Here is a 13,634-nt window from a genome sequence, read left to right as displayed (position 1 = left end):
CCTCGGGTCTCCGGCGATCTTGCAGTTACGGCCCCGGTAGCGCGCCCTTTGCCCGTTACGCCCGGGCCCAAAGTGCAAGATCGCGGGGGCGGGGGTAAGGGTGGGTCAGGCGGCGGGCCAGTCCTGGGATGCCAGGCGGGGCGAGGCCGCCCCGGGTGCGGCGGCCTCGATCCAGGAGAGGAAGCCGGTGACGGTGGACCGGGCCATGGCGATCTCCACCGGGGCGCACTGACTGGTGCACCGCAGGATCACCCAGTCGGCGGGCATGGAGAGGCGTTCCTGCCCCTCGGGCAGCCGCCGGCGCTCCACCACCAGGGTCTTGCGGGACAGCGCCAGCTTGGGGCGCAGGGCGAAGGAGAACATCCGGTACCACCGGAGTTCATCGCCCGCGAACCGGCCGAAACCGGGCGACCAGCCCCGGCCGTCGAGCATCGTGGAGACCCGGACGCTGAGCCGGATGATCCCGCCGGTGCGGGTGACCAGCGCCCGTCGGGCGAAGAGGATCAGCAGAGCGGCGATCACGGCGGCGAAGCCGATCCCGATCCCCTCCACGATCTCCATCGCGGGGTCGGCTCAGCGACTCTGCGGGGCGGAGACCGGGGTGGCGCTCTCGGCGAGAACGGTGACACCCTCGCTGCTCACGGAGAGGAAGCCACCGGCCACCTCGTACGAGACCTGCTCGCCGCTGGCCAGCTTGATCCGGACCTGGCCGGGCTCGGCGAGCTGGCCCAGCAGGGGCGCGTGCCCCGGCAGCACACCCAGCTCACCCTCGGTCGTCCGGGCGACGACCATCTCGGCCTCGCCGGACCAGACCTTCTCCTCGACGGCTACGAGCTCGACGTGAAGCTGCTTTGCCACGCTGTCTCCTTGCTGCGGCGGCGGATTGTCGAAAGTCTAGTCGCGCCCCCCGCGGACGCCGAACGCGGGTGGCGTAAGCTGCGCCACCCGCGCCCGGACCGCGCCACCGGGCGCTACTTCGTCTTGTTACGGAAGTCCGGATGCTCCAGCAGGAACGCGTCCAGTTGCTCCTTCTTCAGGGCGGTGAAGAAGTCCTCGGCCTCGGGGAGCAGCCGCTCCCCCCGGTACGCCGACCCGGTGCCGATGTTCTCCGCCGGCAGCTTGATCAGCTCGACGTTGTCGGCGCGCGTGGACTTGAGGGCGATCGCGAAGTCGAGCACGCTGCTGCCCCGGCCGTTGAAGATCAGCGACTGCCCGGCGGCCCGGATCACCTTGTCCAGCTTGATCGGGTTGGTAACCACGTCGGCGCTGAACGCCTGGTTGACCATCGCCTTGATGAACTGCTGCTGGTGCCGCTGCCGGCCGTAGTCGGCGTCCGGAACGCCGTTCTTCGGGTACCGCTGCCGGACGTAGTCCAGCGCCTGCCAGCCGTTGAGGTGCTGGTTGCCCTTCTTGTAGACCGCCTGGGGGCCGATGTAGCCATCGCCGTAGGGATTGCCCTTGCGGTGCACCCCACTCGGCTCGCGGTGCTCGGAGCGGACCTCGCGCTCGATGTACATGTCGACGCCGCCCATCGCGTCGACGATCTTCTGGAAGCCGGTGAAGTTGATGATCGCGCCGCCGTCGAAGCGCTCGATCCCGGTCACCTGCTGCACGGTGTTGGCCAGCAGTTCGAAGCCGCGGGCGGCGTCGGGGTTCTGCCCCGGCACCCGGCTGCCGTACGACATCGCGGCGTTGAGCTTGTCGGTGCCGCCGTGGAACTCCGCCTTGCTGAACTTCGGGATCTCGACCCGCAGGTCGCGGGGCAGCGAGAAGAGGTACGCCCGGTCCAGCTCGGTCGACACGTGCAGCACCATGACCGAGTCCGCCAGCGGCGGGGTCTCCGGATCGCGCGGGTCGATGCCCACCAGCAGGATGTTGAGCGGGCCCTTGATGTCGCTCTTGCGCTCCTGGGCGCCCGCGGCCTGGTCGCCGAACAGGTCACCCTTGCCGACCGCGCCCTCGTACCGGGACACCAGCGCCTCGTAGCCCACCAGCACCGCGCCGCTGAGCAGCATGAGCACGGCGCCGAACACCGTGCACACCCGCGCCCACTTCGGCACGCCAGACCACACCGACGGCTTCTTCCCGTCGCTCTTGCCGGCCTTACCCACGAGCATCTCCGTTCGTCACGCCCACGAAGAGGAGACGGGCGCAGCAGCCGAAAGGTTGCAGTATTTGTCACTCGCCGGGGGGACGGCGCGGATCGACGGTACCCCGCCCACGTCGTAACCACCGGCTCGGCAACCGGACAGCGGAGATCATAGGGCCTGTAGATGAGCAAGGACCGCCCCGTTGGCTACCGGGGCGGTCCTTGATGGTGTGACGATCGTCTACTTCATCAGCTCCGCAGCCTTGCGCTCCAGGTCCTCAAGACCGCCGCACATGAAGAAGGCCTGCTCGGGGAAGTGGTCGTACGCCCCCTCGCTGATCTTCTTGAACGCCTCGATGGTCTCGGCGATCGGGACCGTCGAGCCCGCGACGCCGGTGAACTGCTCGGCGGCGTAGGTGTTCTGCGACAGGAAGCGCTCGATCCGCCGGGCGCGCTGCACGGTGATCTTGTCTTCCTCGGAGAGCTCCTCGATGCCGAGGATAGCGATGATGTCCTGCAGGTCCTTGTACTTCTGCAGGATCCGCTTCACCTCGGTGGCCACCGCGAAGTGCTCGGCGCCGACGAACTCCGGGGCGAGGATCCGGGACGAGGACGCCAGCGGGTCCACGGCCGGGTAGATGCCCTTGTCGGAGATCGACCGCTCCAGGTTGGTGGTCGCGTCGAGGTGGGCGAACGTGGTGGCCGGGGCGGGGTCGGTGTAGTCGTCCGCCGGCACGTAGATCGCCTGCAACGAGGTGATGGCCTGGCCCCGGACGGAGGTGATCCGCTCCTGGAGCTCGCCCATCTCGTCGGCCAGGGTCGGCTGGTAACCCACGGCGCTCGGCATGCGGCCGAGCAGGGTGGACACCTCGGAACCGGCCTGGGTGAAGCGGAAGATGTTGTCGATGAAGAGCAGCACCTCCTGCTTCTTCACGTCGCGGAAGTACTCCGCCATGGTCAGCGCGGAGAGGGCGACCCGGAGCCGGGTGCCCGGCGGCTCGTCCATCTGGCCGTAGACCAGGGCGGTCTTGTCGATGACGCCGGACTCGGTCATCTCGGCGATGAGGTCGTTGCCCTCACGGGTGCGCTCACCCACGCCGGCGAACACCGACGTACCACCGAAGTTCCGGGCCACCCGGGTGATCATCTCCTGGATCAGCACCGTCTTGCCCACGCCGGCGCCGCCGAACAGGCCGATCTTGCCGCCCTTGACGTACGGGGCGAGCAGGTCGATGACCTTGATGCCGGTCTCCAGCATCTCGGTCTTCGGCTCCAGGTCCGCGAAGGCCGGGGCCTTGCGGTGGATGCCCCAGTGGTCGTCGGGGTTCAGCGTCTCGCCCTCGGTGAGGTTGAGGCACTCGCCGATCGCGTTGAACACGTGGCCCTTGACCGCGTCGCCCACCGGAACGGTGATCGGCGAGCCACTGTCGCGCACCTCGGTGCCGCGGACCAGGCCGTCGGTCGGCTGCATCGAGATCGCGCGGATCAGGTTGTCACCCAGGTGCTGGGCGACCTCCAGGGTCAGCGTCTTCTCGCCGCCGGACAGCGTCACGCTGACGTGCAGGGCGTTGAACAGGGCCGGCATGGCGTCGCGCGGGAACTCGGCGTCGACGACCGGGCCGATGACCCGGACCACGCGACCCGTGGCCGTCTTGGTCTCAGCTGGTCCACCAGCAACTGCGGATACAGTCATCACACTTCACTTCCCGACGCGGCGAGCGCGTTCGCGCCGCCGACGATCTCGCTGATCTCCTGGGTGATCCCGGCCTGGCGGGCCGAGTTCATCTCACGCGTGTACTTCTCGATCATGTCTTCGGCGTTGTCGGTGGCGCTCTTCATCGCCCGCCGCCGGGCCGCCGACTCGCTCGCCGCCGACTCCAGCAACGCCGCGTAGATCCGCGTGTTGATGTACTTCGGCAGCAGCGCGTCGAGCAGCGACTCCGCCTCCGGCTCGAACTCGTACGCCGGGAGCAGGCCCTCCGACCGTGGCCGGTCCTCGACCTGCATCGGGCCGATGATCTTCGCGACCGGCGTCTGGGTCATCAGGGAGTGGAACTCGGTGTAGACGATGTGCAGTTCGTCGACCCCCAGCACCCCGTCAGCCCCGGCGTCGCCGTCCACGTCGTCCGCGCCGGCGGTGAACGCCTTGATCAGCGTCTCACCCACCTCGCGGGCGTCGGCGAACGTCGGCTGCTCCGAGAAGCCCGTCCAGTTCGCCGCGATCGGCCAGTCCCGGAACCGGTAGAACGCGACGCCCTTGCGGCCGATGACGTAGAGCACGGGCTCCTTGCCCTCGGCGCGCAGGCGGGCGATCAGCGACTGTGCCGTCTTGATCGCGCTGGAGCTGTAACCGCCGGCCAGGCCCCGGTCGCTGGTTACCAGCAGGACGCCCGCCCGCCGCACCCGCTCGCGCGGGGTGAGCAGCGGGTGGTCGATCCGGGCGTTGGACGCCAGCGCGGTGAGCACGCCGGTGATGGCCTGGGAGTACGGCAGGGACGCCTGCACCCGGGCCTGGGCCTTGGCGATCCGGCTCGTCGCCACGAGCTCCATCGCCTTGGTGATCTTCTTCATCCCCTTCGCCGAGCGAATCCGTTGACGAAGAACGCGTACCTGGGCCGCCATGAGTCAGCCCTACTGCTTCTCGGCGTTGCCGCGGTAGCGGGTCACCGTCTCGCGGCTCTGCTCGCCCTCCAGCGGCGCGGCCGGGGCCTCGTTGATCCGGGGCTCGTCCTCCTTGCCCAGGAACATCTGCTTGAAGCTCGCGATGGCCTGGTCGAGGGTGGAGATCACCTCGTCGTCCCACGTGTTGTCGGCGATCGCCGCGAGGGTGCCCTCGTGCTTGTGCCGCAGGTACTGGAGGAACTCCGACTCGAAGCGGCGGACCTCGCCGACCGGGATGTCGTCGAGCTTGCCCTCGACGCCGGCCCAGACGGTGACGACCTGCTCCTGCACCGGGTACGGGGAGTAGTTCGGCTGCTTGAGCAGCTCGACCAGGCGGGAACCGCGGTCCAGCTGGGCGCGGGAGGCCTTGTCCAGGTCGGAGGCGAAGGCGGCGAACGCCTCCAGCTCGCGGTACTGGGCCAGGTTGAGCCGGAGCGAGCCGGAGACCTTCTTCATCGGCTTCACCTGCGCGGCGCCACCGACCCGGGAGACCGAGGTGCCGACGTTGATGGCCGGCCGGACGCCCTGGTTGAACAGGTCCGTCTCCAGGAAGATCTGGCCGTCGGTGATGGAGATGACGTTGGTCGGGATGAAGGCCGAGATGTCGTTGGCCTTGGTCTCGATGATCGGCAGGCCGGTCATCGAGCCGCCGCCCAGCGCGTCGGAGAGCTTCGCGCAGCGCTCCAGCAGCCGGGAGTGCAGGTAGAAGACGTCACCCGGGTACGCCTCGCGGCCCGGCGGGCGGCGCAGCAGCAGCGACACGGCCCGGTACGCCTCGGCCTGCTTGCTCAGGTCGTCGAAGACGATCAGGACGTGCTTGCCGCCGTACATCCAGTGCTGCCCGATGGACGAGCCGGTGTACGGGGCCAGGTACTTGAAGCCGGCCGGGTCGGACGCCGGGGAGGCGACGATGGTGGTGTACTCCAGCGCGCCCGCCTCCTCCAGGATGCCCTTGATCGAGGCGATCGTGGAGGCCTTCTGGCCGATGGCGACGTAGATGCAGCGGACCTGCTTCTTCGGGTCGCCGGAGCGCCAGTTGTCCCGCTGGTTGAGGATGGTGTCCAGCGCGACCGTGGTCTTGCCGGTCTTCCGGTCACCGATGATCAGCTGCCGCTGGCCCCGGCCGATCGGGGTCATGGCGTCGATCGCCTTGATACCGGTCTGCATCGGCTCGTCCACGGACTGCCGGGCCATCACGTTCGGGGCCTGGAGCTCCAGCTCGCGGAAGCCCTCGTTGGCGATGTCGCCGAGGCCGTCGATCGGCTGGGCGAGCGAGTTGACCACACGGCCGAGGAAGGCGTCGCCGACCGGCACGGAGAGCACCCGGCCGGTGCGCTTGACGCGCTGGCCCTCTTCGAGCTTCGCGGAGTCACCGAGAACGACGACGCCGATCTCCCGGACGTCGAGGTTCAGGGCCACGCCGAGCGTGCCGTCCTCGAACTCCAGGAGCTCGTTGGTCATGGTCGAGGGCAGGCCCTCGACGTGGGCGATGCCGTCGCCGGTGTCGGCGACGGTGCCGACCTCCTCGCGGGAGACGTCGGGCGAATAGGAGGAGACGTAGCGCTCCAGGGCGCCGCGGATCTCCTCCGTCGAGATGGTCAGCTCGGCCATCCTCTGCTTCCTTAAATTCAGGGGCCCGGGATACCTAGTACCGACCGGTCCGAATGGCGTCTGTCAATCCGGGCGCTTCGCGGGGTGTGGCAGCGGGCGCCGGTCAGCGCTTCGCGAGCGCGTTGCGGGTCTCGTTGAGGCGGCGCAGGACGGTGCCGTCGTACAGGTCGGAGCCGACCCGGACGCTGACGCCACCGAGGATCGCGGGGTCCACCGTCTGCTTGACGGAAACCTCTCGACCGTACATCGCGGCGAGGCGGGCACCGAGCCGGCGCTCGTCCTCTTCACTCAACGGGGCCGCCACGGTCACGTACGCGACCTGCCGGTCCCGCCGGTCGGCGGTGAGCTCGACCAGCCGGGTGACCGAGCCGGTGAAGGACCGCCCGCCGAACCCGCCCAGTGCCACCTCGACGAGGCGGACGGTGATCGGGCTGGCCTTGCCGGCCAGCAGCTCGCGGGCCAGCGCGGCCCGCCGCTCGACCGGGGCGACCGGGTCGGACAGCGCGCCGGAGAGCGCGGGCTGGCCGGCGACCACCTGACCGAAGCGGAACAGCTCGTCCTCGACCTCGCCCAGCTCGCCGGACGCGTCGGCGCTGGCCAGCAGCGCCTCCACACCCAGTCGCTCGGTGCCGTCGAGCAGTTCCGACGGTGCCGACCACCGGCCGGACGCCAGCCCGGTGAGCAGGTCGAGCGCGCCCGCGCCGACCTTCCCCCGGAGCATGTCGCCGAGCAGCCCGGCGCGGTCCGCGCCCGGCCGGGCCGGGTCGGACAGCGCCCGGCGCAGCCGCGGCTCGCGCCGCAGCAAGCCGGCGACGGAGAGCAGGTCGTCGGCGGTGGCGGCCACTGCCGACGGCTCCGCACCCCGCGCGTACGCCGCCAGGCGCTCGGTCGCGGCCCGGTACGACTCCCGGCTGGCGGCCTGCATCAGCGGGCCCCCGTGCTCTCGAGGCCGCTGAGGAACCGGTCGACGGTGCCCTTGCGCCGGGCCTCGTCGGCCAACGACTCGCCGACGATCTTGCTGGCCAGGTCGACCGCGATCGTGCCGACCTCCGTGCGCAGCTCGCGCACGATGGTGGCCCGCTCGGCGGCGAGCTGCTCCTTGCCGGCCGCGATGATCCGGTCGGACTCCTCCCGCGCCTTGGCGAGGACGTCCTGGCGGATGCCCTCGGCGTCGGCCCGGGCGTCGTCCCGGATCCGGGCGGCGTCGTTGCGCGCCTCGGCGAGCTGCGCGCGGTACTGCTCGAGCAGCTGGTTCGCCTCGGCCTGGGCGGCCTCGGCGCGCTTGATGCCGCCCTCGATCGCGTCCACCCGGGCCTGGAACGTCTGCTCCATGCGGGGGAAGACGAACTTCATCAGCACGAAGCAGAGCACGGCGAAGGCGACGGACCCAACCACGATCTCCTGCCAGATCGGGATGATCGGGTTGTGCGCCTCACCACCCTCAGCAGCGAGGAAGAACATGGAAGACCTCCCGGTCGAAGGGGGGCGGGATTAGAGCTGGCCCTGCCAGATGAAGCCGAACGCGATGCCCAGCAGCGCGAGCGCCTCGATGACGGCGAAGCCGATCCAGACGTACGGCAGGGTCATCTTGGACGACTCCGGCTGACGGGCCGTCGACTGGATGTAGGCGGCGAAGACCAGGCCGACACCGATACCCGGGCCGATGGCCGCGAGACCGTAGCCGATGGCGGCGGTGCTGCCCTCTACCGCGGCGTAGATGTCCATTAGTGGGTTCCTCCTGGTTATCACGCGTGACGGTCACGCGGGACGACAACTGGTTGGTGCGAGGTGGATCAGTGCTCGTCGGCGAGCGCGCCCTGTACGTAGCTGGCGCTGAGCACCGTGAAGACGTAGGCCTGCAGGCAGATCACCAGGAACTCGAGGAAGGTGAGCGCGATGGTCATCACCCAGGACAGCACCGAGACCGGGGCCAGCCAGGCGTTGGCGCTCAGCATCGCGAAGCCGCCGAGCGTGAAGACCAGCAGGAGCATGTGGCCGGCGAACATGTTCGCGAAGAGACGGACGGCCAGCGAGAACGGCCGGACCAGGAAGGTCGAGAAAAGCTCGATCGGGATCAGCAGCGGCAGGATGTACCACGGCGCCGGCGGGATCAGCGAGTTCTTGAAGTACTTCACGAAGCCGTGCTTGCGGATGCCGATGTAGTTGAACAGCCCGTAGCTGATCAACGCCAGGAAGGCCGGGAACGCGATGTGCGAGTTCGGCGAGATCTGGAAGAACGGCAGGATCGCGAAGAAGTTCGTCAGCAGGACGAAGCAGAAGAGCGTGGTGAAGTACGGCGCGAACCGCACCCCCGCGTGCCCGATCATGTCGACGGCGATGTTGTTCCGCACGAAGCCGTAGATCGACTCGGCGAGCCACTGCTTCTTCGTCGGCACGAGCTGCGGCTTCCGGTACGTGACCAGGAAGAAGATGATCAGGATGCCGACGGCGACCCAGACCATGGCCGTGATCTTGGTGAACCAGTACGAGTCGTGCGCACCCCAGGGAAGGATGCTGGGCAGGTAGAAATCGTCCACGCTGGGTGGGAATGCTGCCTCGCCCTGTGCCAGGACGTTCGCCTGTCCGAACACCGCGTCCCTTCCTAAGTAGGCGTGCCGAGCCGGCGGATGACCAGGATGATCCCCCCGGCCATGCCGAGCACGACGCCGATCCCGGTGGCGATGCCGCCGGTGTCGAGCCACTGGTCGACCAGCCAGCCGATGAAGCCCCAGACGAGCATGCCCCCGATGAGGTACGAGAGCGCGGTCCAACCCTGGCCGGCGCCGGTCGGTATGTCGTCCGGGCCGCCGGTGGGTTGGGGGGTTTGGTCACCAGCCATGACGGGGCGAACGATATCAGTCGGGAAAACGAGGCTGTGCCTCACCCCCCGCACAACTGTCGTTGTGTGGGTGCCGGGCGGGCAGTTCGTCTGGGGGCACGCTACTCCCCTTCCGCCACCCAGAGAATGACCGGCATCGGACACTTTCGCGCGTCGTGTCGAGCAGTGGGACGCCGGCGGCGTCAGGCCCTGCTCCGGCGCGTGTGGACCGTGCTGATCCACCAGATGTGCGCGCCGGTCCAGACCACCACACCGACGGCGATGCCGAGGCAGAGCGGGAGCAGCCCGGCCCACCCGGTCGACGCGACCGCCACCATCACGCCACCCAGGAGGGTGAACTTGGCGGCGTAGAGGCCGAGCCCGAGCGGCAGCACGAGCTGCGGGTTCCGCGCGTCCGCCCAGGCCAGCACCACCGTGGTGAGGGTGTAGCTGACCACCGTGACGGCTACCCCAGCGGCCACGCCGAGCGCCGCGTCGGCGCCACCGAGGATGCCGCCGGCCACCGCGCCGAGGGCCGCCACCACGGCGGAGGCGACCAGCAGCACCGGCAGGTGGCGCAGCCGCCAGCCGCGGTCGAAGGTGCTCGTCGCGTTCTTCACAACGAGGAAGTCTATGGGCCGCACACTGGTGACTGTGAAATGCCTAGTCACGGGTGCGACCGGATACATCGGCGGGCGGCTCGCGCCCAGGTTGCTGGCGGACGGGCACCAGGTGCGCTGCCTGGCCCGCAAGGCCGCCCGGCTGCGCGACGTGCCGTGGGCGTCGCGGGCCGAGATCGCCGAGGGTGACCTACGCGGACCGGGAACCCTGCCGGCCGCGTTCGCGGGCGTGGACGTCGCGTACTACCTGGTGCACTCACTCGGTCAGGCCGGCTTCGAGGCGGCCGACCGGGAGGCCGCGGCCAACTTCGCCGCCGCGGCCCGCGCCGCGGGCGTACGCCGGATCGTCTACCTCGGTGGGCCGGAGCCGAACGCCGACGGCGAGGTCTCGTCGCCGCACCTGCGGTCCCGGGCGGAGGTGGCGCGGATCCTGCTGGACAGCGGTGTGCCGACGGCGGTGCTCCGGGCAGCGGTGATCATCGGGTCCGGCTCGGCCTCGTTCGAGATGCTGCGCCACCTCACCGAGCGGCTGCCCGTGATGGTCACCCCGCGCTGGGTGCGCAACCGGATCCAGCCGATCGCCGTCCGGGACGTGCTGCGCTACCTGACGGGCTGCGTCGCGCTGCCGCCGGAGGTGAACCGGGCCTTCGACATCGGCGGCCCGGACGTGCTCACCTTCCAGGACATGATGCGGCGCTACGCCCGGGTGGCCGGGCTGCCCCGGCGGATCATCGTCCCGGTGAGGCCGCTGACCCCGGCGCTCTCCTCGCACTGGGTCGGGCTGGTCACCCCGGTGCCGAACGCCATCGCCCGGCCGCTGGTGGAGAGCCTGGTCCAGGAGGCGGTCGCCCACGAGCACGACATCGCCCGGTACGTCCCCGACCCGCCGGGCGGGCTGACCCGCTTCGACGAGGCCGTCGCGCTGGCGCTGGCGAAGGTCCGCGACGCCCAGGTGGAGACCCGGTGGTCCACCGCGAGCGGGCCGGACGCCCCGGCCGAGCCGCTGCCCAGCGACCCGGCGTGGTCCGGCGGCACCGTCTACACCGACGAGCGGGAACGGGCCGTGGCCGCCCCGGCGGACGCGCTGTGGCGGGTGATCGAGGGGGTCGGTGGGGAGCACGGCTGGTACTCGTTCCCGCTGGCCTGGTCGGTGCGCGGGTGGCTGGACCGGCTGATCGGCGGGGTGGGGCTGCGCCGGGGCAGGCGCGACCCGCACCGCCTCCAGGTCGGTGAGGCGCTGGACTTCTGGCGGGTCGAGGAGATCGTCCCGGGCGAGCTGCTGCGGCTGCGCGCCGAGATGCGGCTGCCCGGCCGGGCCTGGCTGGAGATGCGCGTCGAGCCCGGCGCGGCCGGCGCGAGCCGCTACGTCCAGCGCGCGGTCTTCCTCCCGCACGGCCTGGCCGGTCACGCCTACTGGGGCTCGGTCTTCCCGTTCCACGCCATCGTCTTCGGCGGCATGGCCCGCAACATCGCCCGCAACGCCGAACGCCCCGCCCCTGACTGACCCACGTCAACCCACGTCGATCCTGAAGTCAGTCGCCGGTGCGGGCGCCCGTGACGCGGAAGGCGACCGACTCGCCGGGCGGGACGAAGTCGCGGACCGGCTCGTCCCGCAGGGTGTCGTACAGGATCCTGCCGACGACGTCGACCAGGCGGGCCTGGACCGCCTTGCCGACCGCGTCACGCGGGTCGTCGGGATTCGCCGCGATCGAGGCGACGGCGAGCTGCGGAGTGAAGGCCACGACGGTCTCCGTCCCGTTCCCGTCCGAGCTGCCGGTCTTGCCCGCCACCGGCCGGCCGAGCCGGGAGCGCAGGTCGGCGGCGGTGCCGCCCGCGCAGCGGCGGTACATCGACTGGTCGCCGACCGGGCAGCGGGCGGCATCCGCCGCGCCCCGGGCCACGTCGACGTCGAGCACCTGCCGGCAGTCCGGGCGACCGGCGGTGGCGGTCCGGCCACTGCCGTCGGTGATCGACAGCACCGGCGTGGGCGCGCACCACCTGCCCTCCGCGGCCACCGCGGCGTACGCGCCGGCCAGGTCGAGCGGGGTGGTGGCGGTGACCCCCAGGGTGAACGGCCCCCACTCCCGCGCGCCGTACCGGGCCATCCGGGCGTCGGACTCGGCGCGGAACCGGATGCCGAGCCGCTCGGCCATCTCCACCACCCGGTCCGCGCCCACCCGCTCGGTCAGCCAGGCGAAGTAGGTGTTCACCGAGCGGCCGAAGGCGTCCCACATGGTGCGGTGGCCGTCCATCCCGACGGGGTCGGCGTTGACCGGGCACCACCGGCCGTCGCATTCGGCGGAGCCGCCGGCGACCGGGAACCGGGTGACGATGCGGGACGGGGAGTCGAACCCGGTGTCCAGTGGTAGGCCGGCCTCCAGCGCGGCGAGCACGGCGAAGAGCTTGAACGTCGAGCCGGCCTGGTAACCGGTGATCGCCCCGCCCCCGGCGACGAGCTGGTTGACCGTGTTCGGACGGTTCTTCCAGCCCGGCGGGTTCTCGGCCACGCCGTAGTTCCGGTTCACCGCCAGGGCGAGGACCCGCCCGGTGCCCGGCTGCACCACCGCGGTCGGCGCGGCGCGGCGGTCGTCGACGTCGTACACCTTCCGCACCTGCTCGGTGGCGGTCCGCTGCGCGGCCAGGTCGAGCGAGGCGACGATCCGGAAGCCGCCCCGACGCAGGGTGCGCTGCCGCTCGTCGACCGTGGCGCCGAAGGCCGGCTGCTCGCTCCACCAACGGGTGAACCAGTCGCAGAAGAATCCCCAGTCCTCGTGCCCCTTCGGAACGGCCGCGCAGTCGTTCGGCGTCGTACTGGGCTTCAGCGTCAACGGCTCGGCCTGCGCCGCCGCGGCCACGTCGGGCGCGACCTGGCCGGTCTCGACCAGCCGGTCCAGCACGTACGCCCGGCGCACAAGCGCCGCGTCGGCGTCGCCGTTGATCGGGTCGTCGGTGTTCGGCGAGCGGACCAGCCCGGCGAGCAGGGCCGCCTCGGCCAGGGTGAGCTTCGCCGGCGGCTTCGAGAAGTACCGCTTGCTGGCGGCGCCCACCCCGTACGCCCCGGCGCCGAAGTAGGCGATGTTGAGGTAGCCGGCGAGGATCTGCTCCTTGCTCAGCTCTTGTTCCAGCGCCAGGGCGTACCGCATCTCCTTGAGCTTGCGGGCGACGGTGATCTCGGTGGCCTTGGCCCGCTCCTCCTCGGTGAGCGCCGGGTCGCTGGCCAGCACGTTGCGCACGTACTGCATGGTCAGCGTGGAAGCGCCCTGCCGGGTGCCGTCGCGCTGGTTGGCGGTGAACGCCCGGACCACGCCCCGCGCGTCGACGCCCCGGTGCTGGTGGAAGCGGACGTCCTCGGCGGCGACGATGGCCTGGCGCATCACCGGTGCCACCTCACTCAGCGGCACGTCCACCCGGTCCTCGGTGTAGAACGAGGTGATCAGGGTGGTGCCGTCGTCGGCGTAGAGGTTGGAACGCTGGGCCGTGGGCGGCGTGCGCAGCGACTCGGGCAGCTCGGTCCAGGGCTCGGTGAGCCCTCGCACGCCGAACCCGAATACCAGAGCGGCCGGCAGGGCCGCCACCGCCAGGGCCAGCCCGGCGAGCACCCCCGCGATCACGATGGTCATCAGCTTGTCGAGACGGCGGACCCGGATCATCAGCTCTCCCCGCAGGAGCCAGCGTGCGAACCCGTTCAGAATGACCCGGAAGCCATCAGGCACCCCCGGTTTTCCCCAAAGGGGGACAAGTTTCGCGAGAAAAGCACGCGACGCGCCGCAGGACGCGCGGGACGACCGGCTTGACGCGCGGGACGACCGGCCCGGCCAGGGCGGGCGGCGGTGGG

14 protein-coding genes are annotated in these 13,634 nt (G+C 70.6%); 1 reads left to right on the top strand and 13 read right to left on the bottom strand.

The window, feature by feature from the left end; all coding sequences use genetic code 11:
• Positions 1 to 105: 105 nt before the first annotated feature.
• The 12 genes from ACFYZF_RS04135 to ACFYZF_RS04080 form a co-directional block, all read right to left on the bottom strand.
• Positions 106 to 561 carry a DUF2550 domain-containing protein gene (locus ACFYZF_RS04135; RefSeq protein ID WP_387015741.1) on the bottom strand — a complete coding sequence of 152 codons (456 nt, stop codon included), beginning with the start codon at positions 559 to 561 and terminating at the stop codon, positions 106 to 108.
• 12 nt (positions 562 to 573) lie between these two features.
• The gene (locus ACFYZF_RS04130; protein WP_161685160.1) at positions 574 to 858 is read right to left on the bottom strand and encodes a F0F1 ATP synthase subunit epsilon; all 285 of its coding nucleotides are present in this window, start codon (positions 856 to 858) and stop codon (positions 574 to 576) included.
• A gap of 113 nt (positions 859 to 971) precedes the next feature.
• Complete coding sequence (locus tag ACFYZF_RS04125; protein ID WP_387015738.1) at positions 972 to 2,117, bottom strand: LCP family protein; 1,146 nt, start codon at positions 2,115 to 2,117, stop codon at positions 972 to 974.
• A 213-nt stretch (positions 2,118 to 2,330) separates the two neighbouring features.
• Entirely contained in the window at positions 2,331 to 3,782 is a 1,452-nt protein-coding gene (atpD, locus tag ACFYZF_RS04120; RefSeq protein WP_387015735.1) for a F0F1 ATP synthase subunit beta, read from the bottom strand.
• Entirely contained in the window at positions 3,782 to 4,711 is a 930-nt protein-coding gene (locus ACFYZF_RS04115) for a F0F1 ATP synthase subunit gamma (RefSeq protein ID WP_387015733.1), read from the bottom strand. Before ACFYZF_RS04115 ends, atpD begins: the two co-directional genes overlap by 1 nt.
• A gap of 9 nt (positions 4,712 to 4,720) precedes the next feature.
• Positions 4,721 to 6,361, bottom strand: a complete 1,641-nt coding sequence (gene atpA / locus ACFYZF_RS04110) for a F0F1 ATP synthase subunit alpha (protein ID WP_387015730.1) — start codon at positions 6,359 to 6,361, stop codon at positions 4,721 to 4,723.
• 103 nt (positions 6,362 to 6,464) lie between these two features.
• Positions 6,465 to 7,286 (bottom strand): F0F1 ATP synthase subunit delta, encoded by an 822-nt coding sequence (locus tag ACFYZF_RS04105; RefSeq protein WP_387015727.1) that lies wholly within the window; start codon positions 7,284 to 7,286, stop codon positions 6,465 to 6,467.
• A complete protein-coding gene (locus ACFYZF_RS04100; protein ID WP_387015724.1) occupies positions 7,286 to 7,822 on the bottom strand; it encodes a F0F1 ATP synthase subunit B in 537 nt (178 codons plus the stop codon). The genes ACFYZF_RS04105 and ACFYZF_RS04100 overlap by 1 nt, the downstream gene beginning before the upstream one ends.
• Before the next feature lie 30 nt (positions 7,823 to 7,852).
• Positions 7,853 to 8,086: an ATP synthase F0 subunit C gene (locus tag ACFYZF_RS04095; protein ID WP_350884435.1), complete on the bottom strand. Its 234-nt coding sequence runs from the start codon at positions 8,084 to 8,086 to the stop codon at positions 7,853 to 7,855.
• 68 nt (positions 8,087 to 8,154) lie between these two features.
• Positions 8,155 to 8,952, bottom strand: a complete 798-nt coding sequence (gene atpB, locus ACFYZF_RS04090; RefSeq protein WP_350884434.1) for a F0F1 ATP synthase subunit A — start codon at positions 8,950 to 8,952, stop codon at positions 8,155 to 8,157.
• An 11-nt stretch (positions 8,953 to 8,963) separates the two neighbouring features.
• Positions 8,964 to 9,200 (bottom strand): AtpZ/AtpI family protein, encoded by a 237-nt coding sequence (locus ACFYZF_RS04085; RefSeq protein WP_161685176.1) that lies wholly within the window; start codon positions 9,198 to 9,200, stop codon positions 8,964 to 8,966.
• A gap of 182 nt (positions 9,201 to 9,382) precedes the next feature.
• Positions 9,383 to 9,799, bottom strand: coding sequence for a hypothetical protein (locus tag ACFYZF_RS04080; protein WP_387015720.1), 417 nt, complete (start codon positions 9,797 to 9,799; stop codon positions 9,383 to 9,385).
• Positions 9,800 to 9,833: 34 nt separating this feature from the next.
• Here ACFYZF_RS04080 and ACFYZF_RS04075 point away from each other — a divergent pair, with 34 nt between their 5' ends.
• Positions 9,834 to 11,303, top strand: coding sequence for an SDR family oxidoreductase (locus tag ACFYZF_RS04075; RefSeq protein WP_387015717.1), 1,470 nt, complete (start codon positions 9,834 to 9,836; stop codon positions 11,301 to 11,303).
• Positions 11,304 to 11,331: 28 nt separating this feature from the next.
• Here ACFYZF_RS04075 and ACFYZF_RS04070 read toward each other — a convergent pair whose 3' ends face one another.
• Positions 11,332 to 13,449 carry a transglycosylase domain-containing protein gene (locus tag ACFYZF_RS04070; RefSeq protein ID WP_387015714.1) on the bottom strand — a complete coding sequence of 706 codons (2,118 nt, stop codon included), beginning with the start codon at positions 13,447 to 13,449 and terminating at the stop codon, positions 11,332 to 11,334.
• Between the last annotated feature and the right edge of the window lie 185 nt (positions 13,450 to 13,634).

This window comes from Micromonospora sp. NPDC001898 (genome assembly GCF_042891255.1).
In the GTDB taxonomy this organism is placed as follows: Bacteria; Actinomycetota; Actinomycetes; order Mycobacteriales; family Micromonosporaceae; genus Micromonospora.
Note: the sequence above shows the minus strand (reverse complement) of the source record. Positions and strands in the feature narration are given on the sequence as shown.

Excerpts from the sequence above, each read along its gene's own strand:
- ACFYZF_RS04135 (WP_387015741.1), bottom strand. The coding sequence starts at position 561 with ATGGAGATCGTGGAGGGGATCGGGATCGGCTTCGCCGCCGTGATCGCC.
- ACFYZF_RS04125 (WP_387015738.1), bottom strand. The coding sequence starts at position 2,117 with ATGCTCGTGGGTAAGGCCGGCAAGAGCGACGGGAAGAAGCCGTCGGTG.
- atpD (WP_387015735.1), bottom strand. The coding sequence starts at position 3,782 with ATGACTGTATCCGCAGTTGCTGGTGGACCAGCTGAGACCAAGACGGCC.
- ACFYZF_RS04115 (WP_387015733.1), bottom strand. The coding sequence starts at position 4,711 with ATGGCGGCCCAGGTACGCGTTCTTCGTCAACGGATTCGCTCGGCGAAG.
- atpA (WP_387015730.1), bottom strand. The coding sequence starts at position 6,361 with ATGGCCGAGCTGACCATCTCGACGGAGGAGATCCGCGGCGCCCTGGAG.
- ACFYZF_RS04105 (WP_387015727.1), bottom strand. The coding sequence starts at position 7,286 with ATGCAGGCCGCCAGCCGGGAGTCGTACCGGGCCGCGACCGAGCGCCTG.
- ACFYZF_RS04100 (WP_387015724.1), bottom strand. The coding sequence starts at position 7,822 with ATGTTCTTCCTCGCTGCTGAGGGTGGTGAGGCGCACAACCCGATCATC.
- ACFYZF_RS04095 (WP_350884435.1), bottom strand. The coding sequence starts at position 8,086 with ATGGACATCTACGCCGCGGTAGAGGGCAGCACCGCCGCCATCGGCTAC.
- ACFYZF_RS04085 (WP_161685176.1), bottom strand. The coding sequence starts at position 9,200 with ATGGCTGGTGACCAAACCCCCCAACCCACCGGCGGCCCGGACGACATA.
- ACFYZF_RS04070 (WP_387015714.1), bottom strand. The coding sequence starts at position 13,449 with ATGATCCGGGTCCGCCGTCTCGACAAGCTGATGACCATCGTGATCGCG.